Below are 25,577 nucleotides of genomic sequence, written 5' to 3'. Positions count from 1 at the left end.
TTTGATGATGACAAAAATTTTACTAATCAATGGTCCGAATTTAAATCGCTTGGGGAAGCGGGAACCTGCGCATTATGGATCCTCGACGCTTGCGGATGTGGAAGCGCAATTAATGCAGCAAGCTCAAGGGTTAAATGTGGAACTAACCTCTTTTCAAACTAACCATGAAGGAGCGATTATCGACAAGCTCCATTGGTCAGAGGATCATGGGATCGACGGGATTATCATTAATCCTGGAGCTTTTACTCATTATAGCTATGCGATTCGTGATGCAATAGCCGGAATTGATGTTCCAGTGGTGGAAGTGCATATTTCGAACATACATGCCCGTGAAAGCTTTCGGCATGAATCAGTGACCGCGGCGGTATCGGCGGGACAGATTGTCGGATTGGGGATACACGGATATGAATTGGCGTTGCAGGCGATCACAAAGATTGCAAAGGGGAGAAATTAAATGAATAAACTAATGCGCTTAAGGGCCTCAATGGAAAAGGTGGGCATTGATGGTTTTTTGATCACCAGTACATATAACCGCCGATTCATGACCAACTTTACGGGAAGTGCAGGCGTTGTCCTTATTTCCCAAAAAGAAGCTAAATTCATCACTGATTTCCGATACGTGGAACAAGCGGGCAAGCAGGCACCGGATTATGAGATCGTTCAACACAAAGGAACCATCATCGAAGAAGTAGGCAAGCAGGCTAAAGCGATGAATATCGGCAAGCTGGGCTTTGAGCAAGAGCACCTATCTTATGCTACATATAAGGCATACGAAGCGGCCATTGATGGTCAACTTTTGCCGGTGTCGGGTGTTATTGAGAATTTACGCTTGATAAAGACTTCATCAGAGATTAAGATATTAAAGGAAGCGGCTGCTATTGCTGATGCTGCGTTTACACATATGCTGGATTTCCTGCGTCCAGGGATCTCGGAACTGGATGTATCCAATGAACTTGAATTCTTTATGAGGAAACAAGGGGCAACTTCTTCTTCCTTCGATATCATTGTAGCATCCGGCATAAGGTCCGCACTTCCGCATGGAGTGGCTACGGATAAAATCATCGAAAAAGGCGATTTTGTCACATTGGATTACGGGGCATACTATAACGGGTATGTGTCTGACATCACTCGGACATTAGCAGTTGGCAAGCCAAGTGAAGAACTTATTAATATTTATGACATTGTTTTGGAAGCTCAACTGCGAGGAATGGCTGGAATCAAACCTGGTATGACTGGCAGGGAAGCGGATGCACTAACTCGTAATCTAATTGAAGAAAAGGGATATGGGCAGTATTTTGGTCATTCGACCGGACATGGAATCGGTCTTGAAGTTCATGAAGGTCCAGCATTATCCTTTAGGTCTGATATCATTTTAGAACCAGGTATGGCTGTAACCGTTGAACCGGGCATTTACTTACCGGGTGTAGGCGGAGTACGGATTGAAGATGATACAATCGTTACAATTGAAGGTAACGAAGCACTTACTCATTCAACCAAAGAGTTAATCATTCTGTAAACATGTACATGTAGGAGGACAAATTTATGATTTCTGTAAACGATTTTCGCACGGGTGTTACAATTGAAGTAGATAATGGAATTTGGCAGGTTATCGAGTTCCAACATGTTAAACCTGGTAAAGGTGCAGCTTTTGTACGTTCTAAACTTCGTAACCTTCGTACGGGTTCAATCCAAGAGAAAACATTCCGTGCTGGTGAAAAAGTCGCTAAAGCACATATCGAAAACCGCAAGATGCAGTACCTTTATGCAAGTGGAGATAGCCATGTATTCATGGATAACGAAACGTATGACCAAATCGAACTGCCTGCTTCAAGCATTGAACGTGAACTTAAATTCCTTAAGGAAAATATGGAAGTACATATCATGACTTTCCAAGCGGAAACACTTGGGGTCGAGCTTCCAAACACAGTGGAACTTGAAGTGGCGGAGACTGAGCCGGGAATTAAAGGAGATACATCTTCAGGCGGCACGAAATCAGCCGTACTTGAGACGGGCCTTTCGGTTCAAGTTCCATTCTTCATCAACCAAGGTGACAAATTATTGATCAACACTAATGAAGGTTCTTACGTATCACGTGCATAAATGAAAGGAGGCCGAGATTAATTTCTCGGTCTTTTTTTTTGTTTTTTTTTTGATCTGGGAGATATAAAAAATCAATAATAGGTCTGTTTCTTTAATAGCTGTCATCATTATGGGCTTGTCGGCATATATTTTATTGAAAGTGGTGTATACAGGAGGATTGTCAAAATGGAAACGATTCTTTCTTTTTTACCGAAAAAATTAAACGAGCAACTCCGGGGTATGACACCGATGATGATCGATAAGATGGAAGAGCTGCGAATTCGGGTTGGAAGGCCGCTTGAGGTCATTGTAGGAGGGGAACCATACTTCTTTTCCTATGAAGTGACCCATCTGGATGCAGATCAATTATTGAATCAAATAGGTCAATTTTCGTTATATACACTTGAGGAAGAATTAAAGCGAGGTTATATAACCATAGCAGGCGGACATCGGGTGGGGCTTGCTGGGAAGGTGATCCTTGAAAATGGGTCGGTCAAAGCGATCAGGGATATATCCTCATTCAATATTCGGGTTGCACGTGAAAAAATAGGTGCAGCCGAACCACTCACTTCATATTTATATGACGGGGAATGGCAGCATACTATGTTGATCGGTGCTCCGCAAACGGGAAAAACGACCATATTACGTGATATTGCAAGAATGATATCCAGTGGTAATGAAAAACGCGGCATTGCTCCTCAAAAGGTGGGGATAGTGGACGAGCGCTCGGAAATTGCCGGATGTGTTCATGGAGTGCCGCAGCTCGAATTTGGAACAAGGGTTGATGTGCTCGATGGATGTCCTAAAGCGGAAGGGATGATGATGATGATCCGTTCGATGTCCCCGGATGTATTGATCGTGGATGAAATAGGTCGCGCAGCGGATACACAGGCTGTGCTGGAAGCGGTGAATGCAGGTATTAAACTCATGATAACCACACATGGCCATACACTGGATGAGATTAAGAAGCGACCTATTATCGCCGAAATATTAAAGCAAAACATCTTTGAACGTTTTATAGAATTACAGAGAAATAAATCCGGTAAGAGGAGCTACAAAGTCCTTGATGCAGCGGGGGTTCCCATTTTCTTGGGAGAAGGTGTGAACCCGCATGTTTAAGATAATAGGAGCAGCGATAATTATTATTGCAACGACATGGGCAGGTTTCGAAGCTGCGAAAAAATTAAGTATGAGGCCTCGTCAATTGAGACAGCTGAAAGTCGCCATGCAATCGCTTGAAGCTGAAATCATGTATGGTCATACACCTTTGAAAGAAGCGGCAAGGAAACTTTCTAAACAGATGGCCAAACCTTTATCCACCTTTTTCGATACATTTGCAAATCGACTCGAGTCAGGTGAGACCACCGTCAAAGAAGCATGGGATGATAGTTTGAAGAAAATATGGCAATCCCTTGCTTTACAACAGGGGGAATTCGAGATTCTTTCACAGTTTGGGGAGACGCTTGGAAAAAGCGATAAATATCATCAGCAAAAGCAAATCATGCTAACGATGGCACACTTGGAACGGGAAGAGAGCGATGCACTCGACCGCCAGGGAAAATATGAAAAAATGATGAAAAGTCTTGGTTTTTTAACAGGGCTATTATTGATCATCTTGCTGATGTAGGAATATGTGGGGGGAATGAAAATGGGCATTGATGTGGACATCATATTTAAAATAGCGGGGGTTGGGCTAGTTGTGGCATTTCTTCACACGATACTCGATCAGGTTGGGAAGAAGGAATATGCCCAGTGGGTGACACTTTTCGGATTTATCTATATTTTATTCATGGTTGCTTCTGTTGTAGAGGATTTATTTCAAAAAATTAAATCTGTATTTCTATTTCAGTAAGGGAGGGATTCGCGATTGAAATCATAAAAATCGTGGCCATTGCCCTAGTTGCCACCTTTTTGGCACTGATCGTCAAAGAGCAAAAACCAAATTTCGCATTCCTGTTAGTCGTTTTTGTTGGATGTTCCATTTTTCTTTTTTTAGCTGACAAAATATACGAAATCATTTTAATGTTAGAAAAAATTGCAGTTAATGCGAATGTAAATACCGTGTATCTAGAGACCATCTTAAAAATAATCGGAATTGCCTATATTGCAGAATTCGCTTCTCAAATTACAAAAGATGCGGGGCAAGGCTCGCTCGCTTCCAAAATAGAATTGAGCGGAAAAATCTTGATTCTTGCCATGGCGATTCCGATTTTGACGGTCATTATCGAAACGATTTTACAGATGCTCCCAAGTTAACGGATTACTCCTACTAGTCAATGAGGTGAATGTATGAAGCAGCGGATGCCTTACTTATCCATTCTATTCGTTTTACTCTTTTTTTTGCATGCATCTATTGGACAAGCTGCCGAAAATCCGGAAAATGGCGAAATTGATCAAGAGCCGATCATGCAGTCCGAACTGGTACAAGACCAAATAGAAAGGCTGGGTGTCGATGAGCTCAAACAATATTGGGATGACATCGTTACGGAATATGGAGGATTCTTACCGGAAAGCCAGAAAGGGAGCTTCATGGATTTTGTAAGCGGCGATAAGAAATTTTCCTTTGACCAATGGATAAAGGGAATGACAAAATTCATCTTTCATGAACTGCTCGTGAATGGAAAGCTGCTGGGATCACTCATTTTATTAACCGTTTTCAGCATGTTCCTCCAGTCTTTGCAGAATGCGTTCGAGCAAAGCTCCGTAAGTAAGGTCGCTTATGCAATCGTTTATATGGTTCTGATCATTTTGGCACTTAACAGTTTTCATGTGGCGATTGAATATACAAAAGATACGATAGATTTGATGATTTCCTTTTTAATGGCGCTCATCCCTTTACTCTTGGCATTGATAGCTGCTTCAGGCGGACTTGTATCTGCAGCATTCTTTCATCCGGTATTGATGTTTTTGATGAATACAAGCGGCATCTTGATCCAGTTTGTCGTCCTTCCGTTATTATTCTTTGCTGCGATTTTAAGCATAGTCAGCACTCTGACCGAACATTACAAAGTGACTCAGATGGCACAACTTCTCCGTAATTTTGCCATCGGTATCCTTGGAGCATTCATGACCATATTCCTTGGTGTGATCTCCGTTCAGGGAGCATCCTCAGCTGTAGCTGACGGAGTGACCATCAGGACAGCCAAATTCGTGACAGGTAACTTTATACCGGTAATAGGGCGCATGTTTACCGATGCAACGGATACGGTCATCAGTGCCTCCGTCCTTTTGAAAAATACAGTGGGCTTGTCAGGCGTCATCATTCTCTTGCTCATTACCACATTTCCCGCCATAAAAATCTTGATGATATCTTTTGTATATAAATTGGCAGCGAGTCTTTTGCAGCCGCTGGGCGGAGGACCTGTAATAAAATGCCTTGACATTATAAGTAAAAGCATGATTTATATTTTCGCTGCATTGGCCATTGTCTCACTCATGTTTTTTTTAAGTGTCACGGTAATTATCGCCTCTGGAAACATTACCCTGATGGTTCGTTAGAAAGGAGGAGGGCTTGGTGAGTTTTTTAGCTGGCTGGGTATCCAACATCATCATATTTGTATTGCTGGCTACTGTGATTGATATGCTTCTTCCGAATTCAGCTTTACAGAAGTATGCCAAAATGGTCATCGGACTTTTACTGATTGCGATCATCATCACTCCTATATTGGGATTATTCAATATGGATTTCGACGATATTCTCGCTGCGGCTACTAGTGAATTTGAGGATCAGGAAAAAAAAGATTTAGGAAATTTGACAGAAATGAAGAAAAAAGAAATACAAGCTACCCAGGGTGCATATATTTTAAAACAAATGGCTGTTGACTTACAGGCAGAAGTGGAAGAGGAGCTGATGGTGGATTATAACATGAAGATTAGTTCAATTGATGTAGGGGTCAAGAATGAGGAAGAACCGGGTGTTGATGATCTGCAGAACATAACCATCTCATTGGAAAAGGCAGAAGGGAAAGAAAACTCGGAGATAGAAGCAGTAGCGAAGGTTGATATCAATGCAGATAGCCCATCCACTTCGAATGATGCCAATCTGGATGCTGTCAAAAGGTTTCTGGCAACAAGTTGGTCTGTTGATGAAGAGATCATTGAAATCGCCGGGGAAAGGAAGTGACTGAGTATTGAACAAAGACAAAGGTCCATTATCCTGGCTGCAAAAACTATTAAATAAAGACCCTGACCAAAAAGAGCCTAAGGAAAAAAAACCTTCCCTGTATGTCTATGCTCTAATAGTTGTCCTTTTGGGAGCGGGAATCATGATGGCCGGGAATTTGTTAACCACCAACCAGACTGGACAAACACCTGAAGTGAAGACTGTATTCAATAATGATAAACAGCAGGATGATGAGGGGGATGTTGAAACATTCGGCCAGAAGAAATCAGAATTCAAAACAACAAAAGACTATGAAATATATCTTCAGAATGAAATGAAGGAAGCGCTTGAATCCATCGCGGGCGTCCAGGATGTAAAAGTCGTAATCTACGTCGATGCATCCGAGAAAAAAGTTTATGAAAGAAACAAAGTCACCCAAAAACAAGTCACTGAAGAAACCGACCAGGAAGGCGGCAAAAGGACGGTCGAAGACACATCTGTTGATGAACAGCTAGTTTTGGTCAAGAGCGGTGAAAAAGAAGGACCGATCATTTCGGAAACGAAAAAACCTAGTGTACGAGGAGTCCTGGTTGTCGCTAAAGGGGCCGAAAACATTCAAATAAAGAAGTGGATCATCGAGGCTGTCACACGCTCACTTGATGTACCGAGTCACAGGGTTTCTGTCATGCCTAAAAAATAAGGGGGAAAATCTACATGTTATTAAAAAAACAAACCGTTTGGTTATTGACTATGCTAAGTCTGGTCGTTGTGCTTTCAGTCTATTATTTAACCGCTCCTGAAGAAAATGCGGCCGATATGACGGCAACAGAGCAAAAGGAAGAAAATAAAACAGAAAGTAAAACAGAGAACAAAGCGGATACAAAAGAGGAAAATAAAAGTGAAAAAGAAACGTCCAAAAATACAGAAGGTTCCTCTGTAACCATTGCATCTGGAGATGAGTTCGAATCGTTAAGGATGCAGATTGAAGATGAACGGGCGAAGCTGAATGAAGAATTGACTGCAAAGATGGGCAACACAGAATTATCAGCTGAAGAAAGAGACGAGGCTTATGCAAAAATCGAACAATTAAGTGAAACGAAAGTAAAAGAAAATATCATCGAAAACTTAATAGTCGCCATGGATTACAATGCCGCACTGGTCCGGGTGGACGGTACGGATGTAAAGGTGAGTGTCAAGGCCGATAAACAAACGAAAACAGAGGCCAATAACATTATCCGCCTCGTAAGGAAAGAAGTGAGCGATGCACAAAATGTTGTGGTCGATTTCCAACCGGAAAAGTAAATACTTACAGAAAATAATGCTGATACAGAACAGTTCAACATCATAAAAATTTGAAAGCCCCCTTAATAAAAAAAAGGAGGCTTTTTTTATTATGTTTTTTTAAACTATCTTACAACCTGGAAACTTTAGAGGAAAAGTTTTTTTATGTCAATTCGCATAAGGAACTCAAATAAAAATGGTGATAACGACCATCCGTAATATTCTAGAAAAGTAATTATACTGGATATTATTGCTAATTTTTTAGGAATTAAATGCGAAATTCAAGAGAAGGCGTAAAGGTGCCATATTCACAATATTATAATAAAGGTGTAAGATAGAAGTATGGATAATAAGTTACAACTAATCTAGCATTGAATTTGTATAAGCTAATATTGTATGATGTTAGAAGCTGGTCATAAACTTTTCAATTCTCTTAGGGAAACAATATTTTGAGAAAGTGAAATATCTGTTATAATACAGAAGAGGTTTGTATTCAGTTTATTCGCATTCACATAAAGAAAGCGGCTACTTTGTGCAGTATTGGACAAAGTAGGATAAGCTAAGGGTAAGGTTACATAAAATATTATTGCCTCACAAACTCATATTAAATTAGACAAGGGGTGCCACAAAATGAAAGTGCAAGAAATTCGTGAAATTATTAAGCTAGTCGATCAATCAAATATCAGTGAATTCGTTTTTGAAAATGAAGGAACGAAAATTAAATTGAAAAAAACTGAAACGGGTACAGTATTACAACCAGTAGCTGCTCCAGATGTTGTTCAAGCCAATGCAGCTGTAGAGGTCAAGCCCGCAGCGGCCCCTGCAGTGCCGAAAGCTGTTGAGCCTGCAAAACCTGCTGCTGCCGTCAGCGAACAGGAAAATTTACATAAAATCACTTCTCCGATGGTAGGAACATTCTACCAATCTCCTGCACCGGATTCACCTGCATACGTAAAAACAGGCGATAAAGTAACGGGGGATTCCATTGTCTGCATCGTGGAAGCCATGAAACTTTTCAATGAAATCGAAGCTGAAGTAAGCGGTGAAATCGTGGAAGTCCTTGTAAAAGAAGGTCAGCTTGTAGAATATGGTCAACCATTATTTTTAGTAAAGCCGGAATGAGGAGCTGTTTCTAAATGATTAAAAAGGTATTAATTGCCAATCGTGGGGAAATTGCTGTCCGAATCATCCGGGCATGCAAGGAATTAGGAATCGAGACTGTTGCTGTCTATTCAGAAGCAGATAAAGAAGCATTACATGTTCAAATTGCTGACGAAGCATATTGCATCGGTCCTAAATTATCAAAAGACAGTTATTTAAATAAAACCAACATTATCAGCACAGCCAAGAAAACGGGATCCGATGCAATTCATCCGGGATATGGTTTCCTAGCTGAAAATGCCGACTTTGCCGAGCTATGCCGTGAATGCAATATCATTTTCATCGGTCCTAGCCCCGAAGCGATCAATAAAATGGGAACAAAGGACGTGGCAAGGGAAACCATGCGCAAAGCTGGTGTACCGATCGTGCCAGGTTCTAAAGGCATAATCAAAGATACGGATGAGGGTGTAGCACTAGCTAATGAAATGGGCTACCCAGTCATCATCAAAGCTACTGCAGGCGGAGGCGGTAAAGGTATCCGCGTCGCAAGGACGGAAGAAGATCTCATTAAGGGCATTAACATCACGCAACAGGAAGCCGCGACGGCATTCGGGAATCCTGGCGTGTATATTGAAAAGTTCATCGAGGACTTCCGTCACGTTGAAATACAGGTCATGGCAGATAATCATGGCAACGCCATCCATTTAGGTGAGCGTGATTGTACGGTCCAACGACGTTTGCAAAAACTTGTTGAAGAAACCCCGTCACCGGCGTTGGATGGTGAAATACGTGCGGAAATGGGGCAGGCCGCTGTGACGGCTGCGCTTGCCGTAAACTATTCAGGTGCCGGAACAGTAGAATTTATTTATGACTATGTGAATAGGAAATACTACTTTATGGAAATGAATACACGTATCCAGGTTGAGCACCCAGTTACAGAAATGGTAACGGGCGTGGATTTGATTAAAGAACAGATCAAAGTTGCTTCAGGCAACAAACTATCGCTTTCGCAAGAGGATGTCACTTATAACGGATGGTCTATCGAATGCCGGATAAATGCCGAAAACCCAGAAAAGAATTTCATGCCTTCCGCAGGTAAGATTCAAATGTATTTACCTCCAGGCGGCTACGGAGTTCGTGTTGATTCTGCGGCATACCCTGGGTACTCGATACCGCCGTATTACGATTCCATGATCGCTAAATTGATCGTCCATGCACCGACTAGAGAAGAGGCGATCGAGAAGATGAAACGCGCCTTGGGTGAGTTTGTCATTGAAGGGATCAGTACCACAATTCCTTTCCATATTAAGTTACTTCAGCATGAACAATTTGTTTCCGGGGAATTTAATACCAAATTCCTTGAAATATATGATGTAATGAACTCATAATGTAAAGGAAGACAGGAGGTGCTTTTGAATGAGTGAAATGGAAGGCCAATTACTCGAAATGAATGATTATAATAGTGGGCTGGGCAAAGTGGAGATTGCGCCTGAGGTGATTGAGGTGATTGCGGGTATCGCTGCATCGGAAGTTGAAGGTGTTGCACATATGCGCGGGAATTTCGCTACGGGTGTTGTTGAAAAGCTTGGTAAAAAGAACCACGGTAAAGGTGTTAAAGTGGACTTAACGGGAGAATCCATCAAAGTCGAACTTTATTGTGTCATGAAGTTTGGTGTTTCAATTCCGAAAGTTGCTCAGGAAGTGCAAGATAACATTCGTGAAGCTTTATTGAATATGACCGCTATCGACGCTGGCGAAGTGAACATTCATGTAGTGGGCATTGCGTTTGAAAACGCTAAACAAGAAGCGGATTACGAACAAGAAGTGTAAGTGGGCTTCATTCGATTCACACCTGCAAAAACCCGGCAAAAAGCCGGGTTTTTGTTTTTTGAATGTAAACTCAAAGATACCCGTTTTTGGAGCCTGCTTATAATATTAAATTTAAATGAACATAATAAGGCGGTGTCTGGAAATTTCCCTTTAATTCAAGGGTGATTTCTGTTAGAGTGTAAAAGGTGAAATATGAGCATGAAAGCTAGGCAAGAGCTTTTCGACACTTTCAAAAAGTATGGGACTGTGTTGGCCGTTTAATTGGAAAATAATCTTGAAATGTAATCTTGAATCAAGATATTGAATCATTTGGCCTTTAATTTAGTGGGATTTAGCTTGTTTTTATAAATAATATAGCGAGAATCTTAATATTTTTGAAAAAATGTTATTTAATGTTCGTTTGTTCTAGCATTTTCATATATAATAGTAGATGTAAAAGGAGTAAGATTATGAAAAGAAGAGAAGCCCGTGAAAAATCCCTTCAAGCACTATATCAGATAGATATTGCCAACTCAAATGCAGAAGAAGCAATGGAAAGCGTACTGGATGGTGCTCCCACTGATGAATATTTCAAAAAATTAGTAATGGGGATAACGGAAAATCGAGAACGAATTGATGGAATGATCAGGGACAACTTAGAGAATTGGACGTTGGAAAGACTGGCGAACATTGATCGGAATTTACTGCGGATCGCGGTTTATGAAATGGTTCACAGTGAAGATGTTCCTGTAAGTGTTGCAATGAATGAAGCTATTGAAATTGCTAAGAAATTCGGTGATGATCAATCGAGCAGCTTTGTAAATGCCGTTTTATCCAAAGTAAAGGTGAAAAGCGGCAGCTAAAGTTGCAGCCTCGAACAAGGATTCTCACAGCAATTTCTTTAGGGAAATTAACTTGGGAGGAAATAAACACATGTCAGCTCAAATCATTAATGGTAAAGAAATTGCGGAGTCAGTTAGGCAGGAAATCAGTAAGGAAGTTCAACAATTACGAAAAAAAAATATCGTTCCGGGTTTGGCTGTAATCCTGGTGGGTGACAATCAAGCATCACAAACTTATGTGCGCAATAAGCAAAAGGCCTGTGAGGACTTGGGCATGCATTCCGTATTGATTAAAAAGCCTGCGGAACTCTCTCAGGAGGAATTAATTCAGAGCATTGCTGAATTAAACCAGGATGACAGCATTCATGGTATATTGGTGCAGCTGCCATTGCCTGGACATATTCAGGAAAAAGCGATCATTGAAGCGATTTCTCCTGAAAAGGATGTTGATGGATTCCACCCGATTAATATTGGGCGGATGATGACGGGCCAAGATGCATTTTTACCTTGTACTCCATATGGCGTCATGGTGATGCTTGAGTATATCGACTATGACCTTGAAGGTAAGCATGTTGTCATCGTAGGGAGAAGTAATATCGTCGGTAAGCCAGCCGGACAATTATTTTTAAATGCAAATGCAACCGTTACATACTGTCATTCACGGACAAAGGATCTTGCCTATTATACTAAGCAAGCCGATGTCGTTGTGGCAGCTGTCGGAAAGAGGGACACGATCACGAGTGACCATATTAAAGAAGGCGCAGTCGTCATTGACGTCGGAATGAACAGGAATGATGAAGGGAAGCTTTGCGGTGATGTGGCGTTTGATGAAGTGAAAAATAAGGCTTCATACATTACACCTGTTCCTAAAGGCGTTGGTCCAATGACGATTACGATGCTTATGAAGAATACGGTCAAATCTGCTCAAAAAGCACTTGAACAGAACGAGCAAGCATTAAAAAGCTGAAAAAAACGTTAAATTATTTTAAAGAAGCGGACCTCTTGTTTTATAATAACGGGAGACCGCTTTTTTCCATTCATGGATTGATCAAGTTTCAAGTATAATCTATAGGCGGTTTTCTTTATATCCGATTTCCATCGGAAGGAGACATTATATGAGCAACCAACAATATTTGAGTGTGTCGGCTTTAACGAAGTACATCAAAAGGAAGTTCGATGCCGATCCCCATTTGCAAAATGTATACATAAAAGGTGAAATTTCAAATTTTAAACAACATACAAGCGGACATATGTATTTTACTTTAAAGGATGAGAAGGCCCGACTCCTCTCCGTTATGTTTGCCGCCAATAATAAAGGGATGAAATTCCTGCCCGAAAATGGTATGAAGGTACTTGTTAAGGGCGATATATCCTTATATGAAGCAGGGGGACAGTATCAGCTTTATGTGAAAAGCATGGCCCCTGATGGTGTGGGGGATTTGTATCTTGCTTATGAACAGCTGAAGAAAAAGCTGGAGGCGGCTGGTTTGTTTTTGGCCGAACACAAGAAGCCGATCCCGCAGTACCCTAAGTCTGTAGGTGTCATAACATCGCCGACCGGAGCTGCATTAAGAGATATTCTGATAACCATCAAGCGGAGATATCCAATCGCCAGGATCATCGTTTATCCAGCACTTGTACAAGGGAATAATGCAGCTAAATCGATTGCCAAGGCAATTTCCATGGCTAACGCAAGGGCGGAAAGCGATGTTCTCATTGTCGGAAGGGGCGGCGGGTCGATCGAGGAACTATGGGCGTTTAATGAGGAGATAGTGGCTGAATCGATTTATGATTCCGATATACCGGTAATTTCTGCTGTCGGTCACGAAACCGATTTTACAATTGCTGATTTTGTCGCCGATATGCGTGCTCCTACACCGACTGGTGCAGCAGAGTTAGCGGTTCCTCACTTGAATGAAATTCTCGAACGCCTGATGAACCGCAAGAATCGATTGACCCGCTCCATTCAAGAAGCGGTGAATTTTGAACGGACCCGTTTAACAAGGATGGAGAGGTCTTATGCTTTCCGTTATCCACATAAAATGTATGAACAAAAGCTGGAACAGCTGGACAAGACGATGGACAGGCTAGGTAGGACCAGCACGCGATATTTCATGAAAAAGAGAGATGAGCTGAATCAGCTGAACGAAATTCTGAAAAAGCAGCATCCTGAACAAGCGGTGAAAAATGCGAAAGGTGAATTACAGCAGCATGCAAAGGTTTTACGAAGGGCCATGGAAGCCATCTATCGGCAAAAATCACAGCAGTTCGTCCATATAACAGCCACTTTATCTGCCCTAAGTCCACTAAAAATCATGGAACGGGGCTATGGTTTGGTTTTTGCTGAGGATGAGACATTAGTGAAAAGTACACATCAAGTATCCAAAGGGGATAAGATAGCGGTTTCGATAAAAGATGGAACCCTTGAATGTGAAATTAAAGAAATAAAGGAGCGGATTGAACCATGACAAAAAAACAGGAAGCTACATTTGAAGAAGCGATGGAGAATCTCGAAAAAATTGTAGAGCAGTTGGAAGAGGGCGATGTACCCTTGGAAGAAGCCATCTCCATCTATAAACAAGGAATGGATTTATCAAGGCTTTGCCATTCAAAGCTTAAGGCTGTTGAAGATCAGTTGACTCAAATTTTACGCGAAGATGGGGAACTTGAAAACTTCGCTGTACAGGAGGAAGAATGACATGGGTACGGCGTCCTTTGAAATGTTTTCTAAAGAATATAAGGCGGTTATAGAACGGGAAATCGTGGAATATGTCAATAAACTTAAAGCTCCGGCAGTGGTCAAAGAAGCCATGATCTATTCACTGGAGGCAGGAGGTAAACGGATTCGCCCGTTATTGGTCTTTGCAGTTCTGGAGGCCTTTGGAAAAAACTTAAGGATGGGGATTCCTGCAGCGGCTGCCATTGAAATGATTCATACATATTCTTTGATTCATGATGATCTTCCGGCGATGGATGATGATGATCTCCGGCGCGGAAAACCGACGAACCATAAAGTGTTCGGTGAAGCGGTAGCAATACTGGCAGGAGATGCGCTTCTTACATATAGCTTTCAATTGGTGACGGATATAATCGATCCCGAGGTGACGGCTGAAATGAAGCTGAACCTAGTAAGTGAAATTGCCAATTCTGCCGGAGCCGAAGGAATGGTTGGAGGGCAAGTTGCGGATATGGAAGGTGAAAATAAACAGTTGACCCTTCAGGAATTGGAGTATATACATGAACATAAAACAGGGAAGTTATTGACTGCAAGCATCCTTTCAGGTGCTATATTAGCCGGGGCGAATGAAGAACAGCAACTGCATTTACGTGATTTTGCTTACCATCTGGGGCTTGCTTTTCAAATTCGCGATGATATCCTGGATATTGAAGGGTCAGTCGAGTTGATCGGCAAGCCGGTTGGCAGTGATGTGGGGAATCATAAAAGCACATATCCATCTTTGCTTACGCTTCAAGGAGCAAAGGAAAAGTTGGAACATCATATAGAACTTGCCCATGCCGCTTTAGGAAAAACAACATTACAAACGGGTTTGTTGAATGAACTAACTGATTTAATAGCGAACCGTAATCATTGATTGTGGCTAAATTTGTTATCAATTGAGGTTTTATGGTATACTCATTGTGCAAAAATATGTGAAAATCAAAATGAATTTTTTTATTGAGATACGTGATAAAATAGGTATAATAAGCCGCCGAAATCACCTGGGTGTTGGCGGCTATTTTTTAACTTAAAACCATTTTTTCGGTCTAGTCATCCATAGTCCTTTTTTAATGAGGCTTTGTTTATGCTTACAACCGAAAACTACAGAAAGTGAGTGGTCCTGTTTGGATCTTCTATCTATAAAAGACCCTTCTTTTTTGAAGAAGATGAATAATGAAGAACTTGTCGAGTTAAGTGTGGAAGTACGTAAATTCCTTGTGGAAAAATTATCGGTGACCGGTGGGCATATTGGGCCCAATTTAGGTGTTGTCGAGTTGACTATAGCTTTGCATAAAGAATTCGACAGTCCGAATGATAAAATTTTATGGGATGTCGGACATCAATCCTATGTCCATAAAATCCTGACTGGCAGAGCAGGAGAGTTCGACACCTTAAAGAAATATAAAGGCCTTTGCGGTTTTCCTAAAATGATTGAAAGCCCCCATGATGTTTGGGAAACAGGTCACAGTTCGACTTCCCTTTCAGCTGCAATGGGAATGGCGGCTGCCCGTGATATCAAAGGTGAAAGCAGTTTTATTTTGCCTGTAATCGGGGACGGTGCACTAACAGGCGGAATGGCGCTTGAAGCGTTGAATCATATCGGTGATGAAAAAAAGGACATGATCGTTATCCTGAATGATAATGAAATGTCCATAGCCCCTAACGTAGGTGCCCTGCACACGGTATTGGGAAGATTGCGGACAGCAGGTAAATATAACTGGGCAAAAGATGAATTGGAACTGCTTTTGAAAAAAATTCCTGCAGTCGGTGGTAAACTTGCAGCTACAGCTGAACGATTGAAGGATAGCATGAAGTACTTATTGGTCTCAGGAATCTTTTTCGAAGAGCTTGGTTTCACATACCTTGGACCAGTAGATGGTCATAATTATGAAGAATTGCTGGAGAATTTAAGATATGCCAAGAAAACGAAGGGACCTGTACTGCTGCATGTCATCACGAAAAAAGGCAAAGGATATTCACCTGCCGAATTGGATACAACAGGGAACTGGCATGGGACAGGCCCATATAAGATAGAGACTGGCGATTTCGTTAAATCCCCTAGTAAAGGTCCTGCTTGGAGCGCTCTTGTAAGCGATACTGTCAGCAGGCTAGCTCGTGACGATGAGCGGATTGTCGCGATTACACCTGCTATGCCCGTAGGATCGAAGTTGGTGGGCTTTTCTCAAGAGTTCCCAGAGCGTTTCTATGATGTAGGGATTGCCGAGCAGCATGCTGCAACTTTTGCCGCAGGATTGGCAACGCAAAAAATGAAACCTTTCCTGGCTATATATTCAACCTTCCTGCAAAGAGCTTATGACCAGGTCGTTCATGATATATGCCGTCAAAATTTGAACGTATTCATAGGGATCGATCGTGCCGGATTGGTTGGTTCCGATGGTGAAACGCATCAAGGCGTTTTCGATATTGCTTTCTTACGCCATGTACCGAATATGGTGTTGATGATGCCTAAAGATGAAAACGAAGGTCAGCATATGGTCAATACAGCCTTAAACTATAATGATGGTCCGATTGCTATGCGTTTCCCTCGTGGGAATGGTTGGGGAGTTGTGATGGATACCGAATTAAAGCAGATTCCAATCGGTTCGTGGGAAGTTCTTAAAGAAGGAACGGATGCTGCCATCTTAACGTTCGGAACAACGATTCCCATGGCTCTTGAAGCGGCAGAACTGCTGGAGAAAGAGGATTATTCAGTTAAGGTGATCAATGCCCGGTTCATTAAGCCTTTGGATGAGAACATGCTAAGCAGTCTCCTTGGTGAAAAAATGCCAATCTTGACAATAGAAGAAGCGGTTCTTCAAGGTGGTTTTGGTAGCTCTGTACTTGAATATGCTCATGATCAAGGTTTTTATGGGGCAACTATAGATCGAATGGGAATACCTGATTATTTCATTGAACATGGAAGTGTCGATGAACTTCTTGAAGAAATCGGTTTAACGACTGAGACAGCCATCAAAAAGATTAAAATGATAACACCCAAAAAAGAAAAAAGGGCCTGACAATATGAAAGTGATGAAAGAAAGAGTAGATGTATTACTTGTAGAACAAGGCTTGGCCGATACACGTGAAAAAGCGAAGCGTATGGTTATGGCAGGCCTTGTCTACGCGAATGAAGAAAGGTACGAGAAACCGGGGGAAAAAGTGCCGGTCGATCTCGAATTTACGATCAAAGGAAAAGTTATGCCTTACGTTTCAAGAGGCGGTCTTAAACTTGAGAAGGCATTAAGGGAATTCGATTTACAAGTGAATGGAAAAATACTGCTTGATATAGGATCATCAACTGGTGGGTTCACGGATTGTGCTTTGCAAAATGGCGCCATAATGTCTTATGCGCTTGATGTCGGCTATAATCAGCTTGCCTGGAAGCTTAGGCAGGATGAGCGGGTAAAAGTAATGGAACGGACCAATTTCCGTTATGTTACACCCGCCGATCTCGATGGGGAGATGCCAAACTTTGCAAGCATTGATGTTTCTTTCATCTCGCTTACGTTAATTTTACCGGTGCTAAAGACCTTGCTCGTCCCGAATAGTGATGTTGTTGCCTTGGTTAAACCGCAATTCGAAGCTGGGAAGGATCAAGTGGGTAAAAAGGGGATTGTTCGTGATCCCAAAATCCACAAACAAGTGTTGGATAAGATCATTTCTTTTTCTTTAAAGGAAGGCTATGATATTAAGAATGCCTCCTTCTCACCTATTACCGGCGGTGATGGAAATATTGAATTCTTACTTCATTTACACTGGCAAGGGTCGAAGGAAGAAGGAGCGATATTGCTTTCGAAAACGGTTGATGACATCGTTGGAGAGGCCCATGCCCAATTTAAAAAAGAATAGCTAGAACTTTGTATGGGCTCCTTTGGCTGAATGGTTGGCTAAAGGAGCTTTTTAACTATACATTGTGCGTCATGAACTGAATCATTTAACGGTTGATACATAAAAAAGGTAAGTACAAATAATAGACTTGTATTCATTTTTAGAGAAAAAGTTGTACAATTGCATAAAAATCCGATAACATTAATATTAGCCACTTTCTAAAGCGGCCTATTTGCACGTACTGATGACCGAAGCAATCCCGTAGTGGGACAGCCTGCTTAAGTAAGAAATGAAAGTGATACCATTACCATTAAATGAGCAACAGTTGAGAAGAGGTGCTTCTACTTATGAATAAAGGACAACGACATATAAAAATAAGGGACATTATAACGAATAATGATATCGAAACCCAGGATGAGTTAGTTGAAGAATTGAAATTAGCTGGATACAATGTAACTCAAGCCACTGTTTCTAGGGATATTAAAGAGCTTCACCTTGTAAAAGTTCCTTTAACGGATGGAAGGTATAAATACAGTCTGCCGGCCGACCAACGTTTCAATCCACTTCAAAAATTAAAGAGAATCCTTGTCGATGCATTTGTACGCATTGACTCAGCCAACAATTTACTGGTTATGAAGATGCTCCCAGGTAATGCCCAGGCAATCTGTGCATTGATTGATAATTTAAATTGGCAAGAAATACTCGGGACGATCGGCGGCGACGATACTTGTTTAATTATCTGCCGTTCTGAGGAAGATGCAAAGATCATTTCCGGCAAATTCTTGGACATGCTCTAATAATGTTGTGAGGTGACCTAGTTTGTTAACAGAACTATCGATTAGGAATTTTGCGATCATAGACAGCCTGTCCGTTTCATTTGAGAAAGGCTTGACGGTCTTGACAGGAGAAACAGGGGCAGGGAAGTCAATCATAATAGATGCCGTTCATCTTTTGGTTGGGGGACGTGGTTCTGCAGAGTTCATTCGGCATGGTGAGTCGAAGGCTGAAATAGAAGGATTATTCCAAATTGAAGATGAAAAACACCCGGTCTTTGCCAAAGCGGAAGAGTTTGGCATCGATATGAATGATGGGATGGCGATACTTCGAAGGGATATCTCACTGAGCGGCAAAAGCGTTTGCAGGGTAAATGGAAAGCTTGTAACGATTTCCACCTTACGTGAGATAGGACGGACGTTGATAGATATCCATGGTCAGCATGAACATCAGGAATTAATGGACGAACGACTCCATCTTCCACTGCTCGATCAATTCGGCGGTGAAAAAATCGCATCTGCACTCACTGAATACCAAAAGCTATATAAACGTTATGAAACCGCTTCTAAACAATTGAATGGTTTGAGCCAAAATGAACAGCAAATGGTCCACCGCCTTGATTTGATCCAATTTCAATTCGATGAAATCCAAAAAGCTGATTTGAAATTACGCGAAGATGAAGAATTGATGGAAGAGCGGAAGAAAATTAATAATTTTGAAAAAATCCATGAAGCGCTGCAAACCAGTTATAATGCTTTAAATGGTGAGCAGCATGCAATTGATTGGCTTTCCGTAGCCATGAATAATTTGGAGGAAGCGGCAGGGCTTGATGAAGGATTAAAGAACAGCTCTGAAACCGTTTCAAATAGCTACTTCCTGCTTGAAGAGGCCGTGTCCAACATCCGTGACCAATTAGACTCTTTGGATTATGATACAGAACGAGTGGAATTCATTGAAAGTCGCCTTAATGAAATAAATCAATTAAAGCGTAAATACGGGCGGACCATCGAGGAAATCCTGGAATATGGGGCCGCTATTGAAGAAGAAGTCGAAAAGCTGCTAAATAGGGAAACCCATATAGCGAAGCTTGAAAAGGAAATGAAATCCATCAAGGCAGATTTAATTGTCGAAGCAAAGAATCTGTCTGAACTTCGCCAGAAATTTGCTCAGCAGCTAACCAAAAAGATTCATCAGGAATTAAAAGATTTATACATGGAAAAGACAATTTTCGAACCACATTTCCTTCAAACGGCCTATACTTTCGATGAATTGTCAGATAGGGGCATCAATCAGTCAGGGCTGGATTCAATGGAATTTTATATTTCCACCAATCCAGGTGAACCATTAAAACCTCTTTCTAAAATCGCATCTGGTGGAGAGCTGTCTAGGATCATGCTGGCATTGAAAAGCATATTCTCCAAGCACCAAGGTATAACGTCCATTATCTTTGATGAAGTGGACACAGGTGTGAGCGGACGGGTTGCGCAATCCATTGCCGAAAAGATCTATAAAGTGGCAACTGGATCACAAGTACTGTGCATATCCCATTTGCCACAAGTGGCAGCTATGGCGGATACTCACCTTTTCATAGCGAAAAATGTAAGGGCCGGACGCACGAATACATCGGTAAAGCCGTTAATTGAAACTGAAAAAATAAAAGAAATTGGCAGGATGATTTCAGGAGTAGAGATAACGGATTTGACGAAACAACATGCAAATGAATTAATCCAGCTTGCCAAAAGGCTGAAGATAACATCTTGAAGGGCCGGTAAGAAGATTAATTAAACTTATCATAAGCATTCATTGTAAAGCTATCCAAAAACGGATAGCTTTTATTTTTTGCATCTGTTATAAATGACTGTCATGAGGGCTAAATTAAAGGTGTAGCCATTAAGTTTCAGAGAGCGAGGAGAGTGAATGGATTGAAATTTATATGGATAAACAGGATCATCGGTGGAATTCTCCTTGTTTCGCTATTAACATTAGGGTTATACCAGCCATCTCGTGAATATTTTTTAATTCCAAATCATCTTGTACTATTTGAAGGAAGTCAATATAGTATTTCCAAATCATTGCCTGTTACTGCAAAAACTTCGGGATCCAGTGATGGAATATCGCTTCATGATGAACAAGCTTCGATTACGCTTGGTGCTGAGAAACCAGGTACGAATGAAGTGTTACTAGATGTAGCAGGCTTGCCTGCCAAAAAGGTCGACATCAGGGTGTTAAAAGACTTTAAAGTCATGCCTGGAGGCCAATCGATTGGAGTAAAGCTTAATACTCTTGGGGTGCTTGTAGTAGGTCATCATCTTATTGATACTGCGCAGGGGAAAAAATCACCGGGAGAAAAAGCGAAAATTGAAATCGGTGATATTATTACAGAAATCAATGGTCAGACGATAAAGAAGATGGGGGATGTAACCCCTTTTGTTCAGCAGGCAGGCGAAAAGGGTGAGGCGTTGAATCTTGTCATTAACCGTGATAATGAAGTGCTCCACAGTACCCTATTACCTCTAAAAGATAAGAATGAAGGAACTTACAAATTGGGTTTGTATATCCGTGATTCGGCAGCTGGTATCGGAACGATGACGTTTTATCACCCGGATTCAAAAAAATATGGGGCGTTGGGACATGTCATATCCGATATGGATACAAAAAAGCCGATTGTTGTTAAGGACGGACAGATTGTTCAATCGACGGTCACATCCATCGAAAAGGGAAGCAATGGTGATCCCGGAGAAAAATTGGCACGCTTTTCTTCTAATAAAGAAAAAATAGGAAATATCAATCGCAATAGCCCCTTTGGAATTTTTGGGAAATTAAATCAAGATTATAAAAATGGAATTAACGACAAGCCACTCCCCATAACCCTTTCCCATGAGGTAAAGGAAGGACCAGCAAAAATCCTTACAGTGGTGGATGGTTCTAAAGTGGAGGAATTCGATGTCGAAATCGTCAGTTCCATACCACAGAAGTTTCCTGCCATTAAAGGAATGGTCTTAAAAGTGACGGATAAAGAATTGCTGCAAAAAACAGGTGGGATCGTTCAAGGTATGAGCGGCAGTCCTATCATACAAAATGGGAAATTAATCGGTGCAGTCACCCATGTATTCGTTAATGATCCTACAAGTGGGTATGGAGTCCATATCGAATGGATGTTAAACGAAGCCGGTATAAATATATACGACAAAAATAATTATGAAAAGGCAAGCTAAGAATCCGGGTATCCTTTTGGATGCCCCTTTTTAATGGGAAGTTATGGTTAGCATAGGTTGTGGGTAGGAATTAAATTTGATTTCTTCAAAAAATAGAGGTTTTTTTGAAACGATGTGATAAAATAATAACGATATGAAGATTTTTCGACAATCGCTTAATTCGAATAGCAAACGAAGTCGAAAACAAGAGATATCCGGAGAATAATATTGAATTCCTTATATTTTTTCAAAAATAAAAGGAATTTAGTTTCCATTGTCGAAAAGTTCAATTACAATAGAATTTAGTCATATAGAAAAAAAGACCAATTGTAGTTGAGGAGGAAATCAAGCGTGAAAAAAATTAAGGTGTGCGTTGTAGATGATAATAGAGAACTTGTTGGCCTTCTGGAAGAATACATTTCTGCACAGGAAGACATGGAAGTAATTGGGGTGGCACATAACGGTCAAGATTGCCTGGGGATGCTTGAAAGCGTTGATCCGGATATATTGATCCTCGATATTATCATGCCTCATTTAGATGGGTTAGGTGTACTTGAAAAACTTCGTGAAGTAAAACGGGGTGCTATGCCTAATGTGATTATGCTTACTGCCTTTGGTCAAGAAGATGTAACGAAAAAAGCTGTTGATTTGGGTGCGTCTTACTTTATCCTGAAACCATTCGATATGGAAAATCTGGCCAATCACATACGTCAGGTAAGCGGTAAAGGGCAGGCGGTTTTAAAAAATCATAGTCAATTTAGCTATCGTCCCCAAAATGAATCCAAGCCGAAGAACCTCGATGCCAGTATCACAAGCATCATTCACGAAATTGGAGTGCCTGCACATATTAAGGGCTATTTGTATTTAAGGGAAGCGATATCAATGGTATATAATGATATTGAACTATTGGGTTCTATCACCAAAGTTTTATATCCGGATATCGCAAAAAAATACAATACTACGGCCAGCCGTGTTGAACGTGCTATCCGTCATGCGATTGAAGTGGCCTGGAGCCGTGGAAATATAGAATCCATATCATCTCTTTTCGGATATACCGTAAGCATGACTAAGGCAAAACCTACAAATTCCGAATTCATTGCCATGGTTGCCGATAAGCTGCGCCTCGAACATAAAGCTTCTTGACAGGGGTAGGGGAACACCGGTTGTAAGGATTCAGGGTAACAACAATTGACCATATAAAGGCTAGAGCCGCTAAATATAAATAGGAACTCTCCGTCTGGAGGTAAAGGACAGGAAGAAGTTGCTTCTTGATTTTTTCTAATCGGCAACTTCAAATTTTTTACGCCGGTTAAAAAAAATTAAACGCCTTTTATTTATTGGATTTTGAAGGAAATCCCATAAATAAAAGGCGTTTTTGTTTGGTTGAAAAAGCGATTTTAGGCGAAGTAGATGCTATATGGCTCCCTTTTCTTAATTTTTAGATATATAATTATAGGTATATATGACCATGCGGAAAGGAGGGTTAGTAAATGATTTATGAAAAATATGGGCATTTTGTATTAGAAGCGGATAGAGATATGGTTTTTATCACCGTTTTTCAAAAAGGGTTTTCCATTCTTCAATTGAATCCTATCCTGTTGGAATTTCCGCAAATCATGCTTGAGAACGTCAAAGACTTGAAGGGTGCACTGACAGAGGCAAGCGGGGAAAGAATTCAAGTGGGAAGACGGAAACCGATTACGGAGTTGGACATAGCAGCTGATAAAATGTCCGCAAGTGTAAAACTCAATTGTTCAGAAAACTACCTGAAAGAGAACTATTCAGTAATTATGTGGAATATTTTAGAGAGTCTTCAAAGTGAAGGTATTACCGAAGGGATTTTAATGCATGTCTTGCAAAATGAGCTGAGCATCAAAGAGCAAACAGTTATTGCGAAAGGAATGGAACCAGTCCATGCCAAAGATGCAGTGGTTACCTATTTTAAAAGATCGGAAAGAAAACCAGCGGTCCGTGAAGATGGGAAAGCTGATTATTATGATATGAGTTTTCTTGATGAAGTGAAAAGGGGGGATTGGCTGGGGGAAAGGATACCGCCTTCATCTGGTGAGATGGGGAGGCGAATTACAGGGGAGATAGCCTTGCCCAGGAAAGGAAAGGATAAGAAACTTCTATATGATCAAAAAACGGTTGCTGCTATCGAGGAAGACGGAAAGATCATTCTAAGGGCATTGATTGATGGTGTGGTGCAATTTAGGGAAGGGAAGATCGCGGTAGGTGATCACCTATTGATTGACGGTGATATAGGCAATAAAACAGGGAATATCGAATTTGATGGAAGTGTGACCATTAAAGGTACGGTTATCGATCATTTTTCCGTGACGGCTACGAAGGATATTTCCATTTTAAGTGAGCTTGGTGTAAGTAATGTGAAGGAAATCAAGTCAATGGAGGGGGATGTATTCATTAAAGGGGGGATATTTGGTAGAGGTGTGTCCAAAATATCTGCAGCAAGGAACATCTTTGTAAAACATGCCAACGAATGCCACTTATCAGCAGGGGAAAATATACATATAGGATCATATTCGCTGGGGAGTTTCCTGAAAGCCAAAAATATCTTCACGGATGAAAAGAAGGGGAAATTAATCGGTGGCGTGATTGAAGCGCATGGAAAAGTGAGGGCGGCTGTACTCGGGAATCGAATGGAACGGAAAACGTTAATAAACGTGAAGGGATTTAACCGTGATCTTTTAAAAGAAGAATTGAAAGAGACTTTGCTTTTATATAAATCAAAAATAATGAAACTTGAATCAATAAAGGAAAATCTGGATGTATATGAAATGTCTCCGGGACAATTGAATGATGTCTCAAATATATCAATGGGACGAAAAACGGAAGTCAATCATGGACATGCTTGAATCAAAAGGTGAAGGGGAAATTACGATTGGTCAAATGGCCTTCCCGGATACCCGCTTGCAAATCAAAAGCTTGGAAAAGAAATTGAGTGGTTTACGAAAGGGACATTCTATGCAGAAAATAATCACCTGCATTTTGATTGAAGGATTGATCTAGATGAAAATAATTTGCTGTTTCCTTTCATAAAATTGGGTTATAACAATTATTGAGAGAGGCGGCTTTTCATCATGACCTTAATCTTTGCGCATCGAGGATCTGCAGGAACACATCCGGAAAATACGATGTCGGCGTTCAAAGAAGCTGCCCGTGTCGGGGCGGACGGAATTGAAACGGATGTCCAGCTCTCGAAAGATGGAGAAGTGGTCATCATTCACGATGAAAAGCTCGATCGGACCACGAATGCCTCGGGGTATGTAAAAGACCGGACCTTGATGGAGTTGAAAACACTTAATGCTTCTGCAACCCATAAGGGTAAATTGGGTAAAGAAAAGATTCCGACGCTTGAAGAACTATTTATTTGGCTTTACGATAATCAGCTTTTTTGCAATATTGAATTGAAAAATACGCTTTTTCTGTATCCAGGCTTAGAAGAGAAAGTCATCCGGCTCATCCGTACTTATGAAATGGAGGAAAGAGTGATCCTTTCTTCCTTCAATCATTACAGTTTGGTCAATTGCCATCAATTGGCACCTGATTTGGAAACCGCACCCCTGTATAGGGATGTTCTATACATGCCGTGGATATATGCCAAGGCAATAGGCGGAAGTGCAATCCACCCAAATATCCGGGCTGCCCCTGATGCACTAATTCAAGCATCGGTGAGTATGGGTGTTCCTGTAAGGCCATATACCATTAATAAAGAAGCCGAGATGAAGCGGTTATTCAAACTGGGGTGCAGCGGCATCATAACCGATTTTCCCGAGGCAGCCATACGGATCAGAGAAGGATTGAAATCAAGATAAAGAAAGAAGGTG

At 41.2% G+C, this 25,577-nt stretch carries 28 protein-coding genes; all 28 read left to right on the top strand.

What is annotated here, in order from left to right; all coding sequences use genetic code 11:
• Positions 1–7: 7 nt before the first annotated feature.
• The 28 genes from aroQ (at position 8) to ACFX4I_RS06720 (ending at position 25,565) form a co-directional block, all read left to right on the top strand.
• Positions 8–454 carry a type II 3-dehydroquinate dehydratase gene (aroQ, locus tag ACFX4I_RS06855; protein WP_076365401.1) on the top strand — a complete coding sequence of 149 codons (447 nt, stop codon included), beginning with the start codon at positions 8–10 and terminating at the stop codon, positions 452–454.
• Positions 455–1,516 (top strand): M24 family metallopeptidase, encoded by a 1,062-nt coding sequence (locus ACFX4I_RS06850; protein ID WP_230302561.1) that lies wholly within the window; start codon positions 455–457, stop codon positions 1,514–1,516.
• 26 nt (positions 1,517–1,542) lie between these two features.
• A complete protein-coding gene (gene efp / locus ACFX4I_RS06845; protein ID WP_034308328.1) occupies positions 1,543–2,100 on the top strand; it encodes an elongation factor P in 558 nt (185 codons plus the stop codon).
• A gap of 165 nt (positions 2,101–2,265) precedes the next feature.
• Complete coding sequence (gene spoIIIAA / locus ACFX4I_RS06840; RefSeq protein WP_377419774.1) at positions 2,266–3,198, top strand: stage III sporulation protein AA; 933 nt, start codon at positions 2,266–2,268, stop codon at positions 3,196–3,198.
• A complete protein-coding gene (spoIIIAB, locus tag ACFX4I_RS06835) occupies positions 3,191–3,706 on the top strand; it encodes a stage III sporulation protein SpoIIIAB (RefSeq protein WP_230302563.1) in 516 nt (171 codons plus the stop codon). Before spoIIIAA ends, spoIIIAB begins: the two co-directional genes overlap by 8 nt.
• 21 nt (positions 3,707–3,727) lie before the next feature.
• On the top strand, positions 3,728–3,931 hold the full coding sequence (spoIIIAC, locus tag ACFX4I_RS06830) for a stage III sporulation protein AC (RefSeq protein WP_034308319.1): 204 nt from the start codon (positions 3,728–3,730) through the stop codon (positions 3,929–3,931).
• A 14-nt stretch (positions 3,932–3,945) separates the two neighbouring features.
• A complete protein-coding gene (gene spoIIIAD / locus ACFX4I_RS06825; RefSeq protein ID WP_094246647.1) occupies positions 3,946–4,335 on the top strand; it encodes a stage III sporulation protein AD in 390 nt (129 codons plus the stop codon).
• Between the two features lie 33 nt (positions 4,336–4,368).
• The gene (gene spoIIIAE, locus ACFX4I_RS06820) at positions 4,369–5,577 is read left to right on the top strand and encodes a stage III sporulation protein AE (RefSeq protein WP_230302564.1); all 1,209 of its coding nucleotides are present in this window, start codon (positions 4,369–4,371) and stop codon (positions 5,575–5,577) included.
• Positions 5,578–5,593: 16 nt separating this feature from the next.
• On the top strand, positions 5,594–6,202 hold the full coding sequence (gene spoIIIAF, locus ACFX4I_RS06815) for a stage III sporulation protein AF (protein ID WP_230302565.1): 609 nt from the start codon (positions 5,594–5,596) through the stop codon (positions 6,200–6,202).
• 7 nt (positions 6,203–6,209) lie between these two features.
• Complete coding sequence (gene spoIIIAG / locus ACFX4I_RS06810) at positions 6,210–6,881, top strand: stage III sporulation protein AG (RefSeq protein WP_063233088.1); 672 nt, start codon at positions 6,210–6,212, stop codon at positions 6,879–6,881.
• Positions 6,882–6,895: 14 nt separating this feature from the next.
• Positions 6,896–7,483 carry a SpoIIIAH-like family protein gene (locus tag ACFX4I_RS06805; RefSeq protein WP_230302566.1) on the top strand — a complete coding sequence of 196 codons (588 nt, stop codon included), beginning with the start codon at positions 6,896–6,898 and terminating at the stop codon, positions 7,481–7,483.
• 609 nt (positions 7,484–8,092) lie between these two features.
• Positions 8,093–8,584: an acetyl-CoA carboxylase biotin carboxyl carrier protein gene (gene accB / locus ACFX4I_RS06800; protein ID WP_230302567.1), complete on the top strand. Its 492-nt coding sequence runs from the start codon at positions 8,093–8,095 to the stop codon at positions 8,582–8,584.
• A 14-nt stretch (positions 8,585–8,598) separates the two neighbouring features.
• Positions 8,599–9,951, top strand: a complete 1,353-nt coding sequence (gene accC / locus ACFX4I_RS06795) for an acetyl-CoA carboxylase biotin carboxylase subunit (RefSeq protein ID WP_057278794.1) — start codon at positions 8,599–8,601, stop codon at positions 9,949–9,951.
• 37 nt (positions 9,952–9,988) lie between these two features.
• Positions 9,989–10,393 (top strand): Asp23/Gls24 family envelope stress response protein, encoded by a 405-nt coding sequence (locus ACFX4I_RS06790; RefSeq protein WP_222620245.1) that lies wholly within the window; start codon positions 9,989–9,991, stop codon positions 10,391–10,393.
• A gap of 449 nt (positions 10,394–10,842) precedes the next feature.
• On the top strand, positions 10,843–11,235 hold the full coding sequence (gene nusB / locus ACFX4I_RS06785; RefSeq protein WP_230302569.1) for a transcription antitermination factor NusB: 393 nt from the start codon (positions 10,843–10,845) through the stop codon (positions 11,233–11,235).
• A 70-nt stretch (positions 11,236–11,305) separates the two neighbouring features.
• On the top strand, positions 11,306–12,181 hold the full coding sequence (folD, locus tag ACFX4I_RS06780) for a bifunctional methylenetetrahydrofolate dehydrogenase/methenyltetrahydrofolate cyclohydrolase FolD (protein ID WP_377419772.1): 876 nt from the start codon (positions 11,306–11,308) through the stop codon (positions 12,179–12,181).
• 148 nt (positions 12,182–12,329) lie between these two features.
• Positions 12,330–13,682, top strand: coding sequence for an exodeoxyribonuclease VII large subunit (gene xseA, locus ACFX4I_RS06775; RefSeq protein ID WP_377419770.1), 1,353 nt, complete (start codon positions 12,330–12,332; stop codon positions 13,680–13,682).
• On the top strand, positions 13,679–13,912 hold the full coding sequence (locus ACFX4I_RS06770) for an exodeoxyribonuclease VII small subunit (RefSeq protein ID WP_034308286.1): 234 nt from the start codon (positions 13,679–13,681) through the stop codon (positions 13,910–13,912). The genes xseA and ACFX4I_RS06770 overlap by 4 nt, the downstream gene beginning before the upstream one ends.
• Before the next feature lies 1 nt (position 13,913).
• Entirely contained in the window at positions 13,914–14,807 is an 894-nt protein-coding gene (locus ACFX4I_RS06765) for a polyprenyl synthetase family protein (RefSeq protein WP_377419768.1), read from the top strand.
• Positions 14,808–15,057: 250 nt separating this feature from the next.
• On the top strand, positions 15,058–16,950 hold the full coding sequence (gene dxs, locus ACFX4I_RS06760) for a 1-deoxy-D-xylulose-5-phosphate synthase (protein ID WP_377419766.1): 1,893 nt from the start codon (positions 15,058–15,060) through the stop codon (positions 16,948–16,950).
• A gap of 4 nt (positions 16,951–16,954) precedes the next feature.
• On the top strand, positions 16,955–17,782 hold the full coding sequence (locus ACFX4I_RS06755) for a TlyA family RNA methyltransferase (protein WP_377419764.1): 828 nt from the start codon (positions 16,955–16,957) through the stop codon (positions 17,780–17,782).
• Between the two features lie 326 nt (positions 17,783–18,108).
• Positions 18,109–18,558, top strand: coding sequence for a transcriptional regulator AhrC/ArgR (gene ahrC / locus ACFX4I_RS06750; RefSeq protein WP_034308279.1), 450 nt, complete (start codon positions 18,109–18,111; stop codon positions 18,556–18,558).
• Positions 18,559–18,580: 22 nt separating this feature from the next.
• A complete protein-coding gene (recN, locus tag ACFX4I_RS06745; RefSeq protein WP_283931908.1) occupies positions 18,581–20,296 on the top strand; it encodes a DNA repair protein RecN in 1,716 nt (571 codons plus the stop codon).
• Positions 20,297–20,457: 161 nt separating this feature from the next.
• A complete protein-coding gene (gene spoIVB, locus ACFX4I_RS06740) occupies positions 20,458–21,750 on the top strand; it encodes a SpoIVB peptidase (RefSeq protein ID WP_230302574.1) in 1,293 nt (430 codons plus the stop codon).
• Positions 21,751–22,080: 330 nt separating this feature from the next.
• The gene (gene spo0A / locus ACFX4I_RS06735) at positions 22,081–22,872 is read left to right on the top strand and encodes a sporulation transcription factor Spo0A (RefSeq protein WP_034308269.1); all 792 of its coding nucleotides are present in this window, start codon (positions 22,081–22,083) and stop codon (positions 22,870–22,872) included.
• A gap of 347 nt (positions 22,873–23,219) precedes the next feature.
• Positions 23,220–24,605, top strand: coding sequence for a flagellar assembly protein A (locus ACFX4I_RS06730; protein ID WP_377419762.1), 1,386 nt, complete (start codon positions 23,220–23,222; stop codon positions 24,603–24,605).
• On the top strand, positions 24,592–24,759 hold the full coding sequence (locus ACFX4I_RS06725) for a hypothetical protein (RefSeq protein WP_377419760.1): 168 nt from the start codon (positions 24,592–24,594) through the stop codon (positions 24,757–24,759). Before ACFX4I_RS06730 ends, ACFX4I_RS06725 begins: the two co-directional genes overlap by 14 nt.
• A 71-nt stretch (positions 24,760–24,830) precedes the next feature.
• A complete protein-coding gene (locus ACFX4I_RS06720; RefSeq protein ID WP_377419758.1) occupies positions 24,831–25,565 on the top strand; it encodes a glycerophosphodiester phosphodiesterase in 735 nt (244 codons plus the stop codon).
• The last annotated feature ends 12 nt before the right edge of the window (positions 25,566–25,577 follow it).

Source organism: Peribacillus sp. YIM B13472 (assembly GCF_042788005.1).
In the GTDB taxonomy this organism is placed as follows: domain Bacteria; phylum Bacillota; class Bacilli; order Bacillales; family DSM-1321; genus Peribacillus; species Peribacillus simplex_E.
Note: the sequence above shows the minus strand (reverse complement) of the source record. Positions and strands in the feature narration are given on the sequence as shown.

Excerpts from the sequence above, each read along its gene's own strand:
- aroQ (WP_076365401.1), top strand. The coding sequence starts at position 8 with ATGACAAAAATTTTACTAATCAATGGTCCGAATTTAAATCGCTTGGGG.
- ACFX4I_RS06850 (WP_230302561.1), top strand. The coding sequence starts at position 455 with ATGAATAAACTAATGCGCTTAAGGGCCTCAATGGAAAAGGTGGGCATT.
- efp (WP_034308328.1), top strand. The coding sequence starts at position 1,543 with ATGATTTCTGTAAACGATTTTCGCACGGGTGTTACAATTGAAGTAGAT.
- spoIIIAA (WP_377419774.1), top strand. The coding sequence starts at position 2,266 with ATGGAAACGATTCTTTCTTTTTTACCGAAAAAATTAAACGAGCAACTC.
- spoIIIAB (WP_230302563.1), top strand. The coding sequence starts at position 3,191 with ATGTTTAAGATAATAGGAGCAGCGATAATTATTATTGCAACGACATGG.
- spoIIIAC (WP_034308319.1), top strand. The coding sequence starts at position 3,728 with ATGGGCATTGATGTGGACATCATATTTAAAATAGCGGGGGTTGGGCTA.
- spoIIIAE (WP_230302564.1), top strand. The coding sequence starts at position 4,369 with ATGAAGCAGCGGATGCCTTACTTATCCATTCTATTCGTTTTACTCTTT.
- ACFX4I_RS06805 (WP_230302566.1), top strand. The coding sequence starts at position 6,896 with ATGTTATTAAAAAAACAAACCGTTTGGTTATTGACTATGCTAAGTCTG.
- accB (WP_230302567.1), top strand. The coding sequence starts at position 8,093 with ATGAAAGTGCAAGAAATTCGTGAAATTATTAAGCTAGTCGATCAATCA.
- accC (WP_057278794.1), top strand. The coding sequence starts at position 8,599 with ATGATTAAAAAGGTATTAATTGCCAATCGTGGGGAAATTGCTGTCCGA.
- ACFX4I_RS06790 (WP_222620245.1), top strand. The coding sequence starts at position 9,989 with ATGGAAGGCCAATTACTCGAAATGAATGATTATAATAGTGGGCTGGGC.
- nusB (WP_230302569.1), top strand. The coding sequence starts at position 10,843 with ATGAAAAGAAGAGAAGCCCGTGAAAAATCCCTTCAAGCACTATATCAG.
- folD (WP_377419772.1), top strand. The coding sequence starts at position 11,306 with ATGTCAGCTCAAATCATTAATGGTAAAGAAATTGCGGAGTCAGTTAGG.
- xseA (WP_377419770.1), top strand. The coding sequence starts at position 12,330 with ATGAGCAACCAACAATATTTGAGTGTGTCGGCTTTAACGAAGTACATC.
- ACFX4I_RS06770 (WP_034308286.1), top strand. The coding sequence starts at position 13,679 with ATGACAAAAAAACAGGAAGCTACATTTGAAGAAGCGATGGAGAATCTC.
- ACFX4I_RS06765 (WP_377419768.1), top strand. The coding sequence starts at position 13,914 with ATGGGTACGGCGTCCTTTGAAATGTTTTCTAAAGAATATAAGGCGGTT.
- ACFX4I_RS06755 (WP_377419764.1), top strand. The coding sequence starts at position 16,955 with ATGAAAGTGATGAAAGAAAGAGTAGATGTATTACTTGTAGAACAAGGC.
- ahrC (WP_034308279.1), top strand. The coding sequence starts at position 18,109 with ATGAATAAAGGACAACGACATATAAAAATAAGGGACATTATAACGAAT.
- ACFX4I_RS06730 (WP_377419762.1), top strand. The coding sequence starts at position 23,220 with ATGATTTATGAAAAATATGGGCATTTTGTATTAGAAGCGGATAGAGAT.
- ACFX4I_RS06725 (WP_377419760.1), top strand. The coding sequence starts at position 24,592 with ATGGACATGCTTGAATCAAAAGGTGAAGGGGAAATTACGATTGGTCAA.
- ACFX4I_RS06720 (WP_377419758.1), top strand. The coding sequence starts at position 24,831 with ATGACCTTAATCTTTGCGCATCGAGGATCTGCAGGAACACATCCGGAA.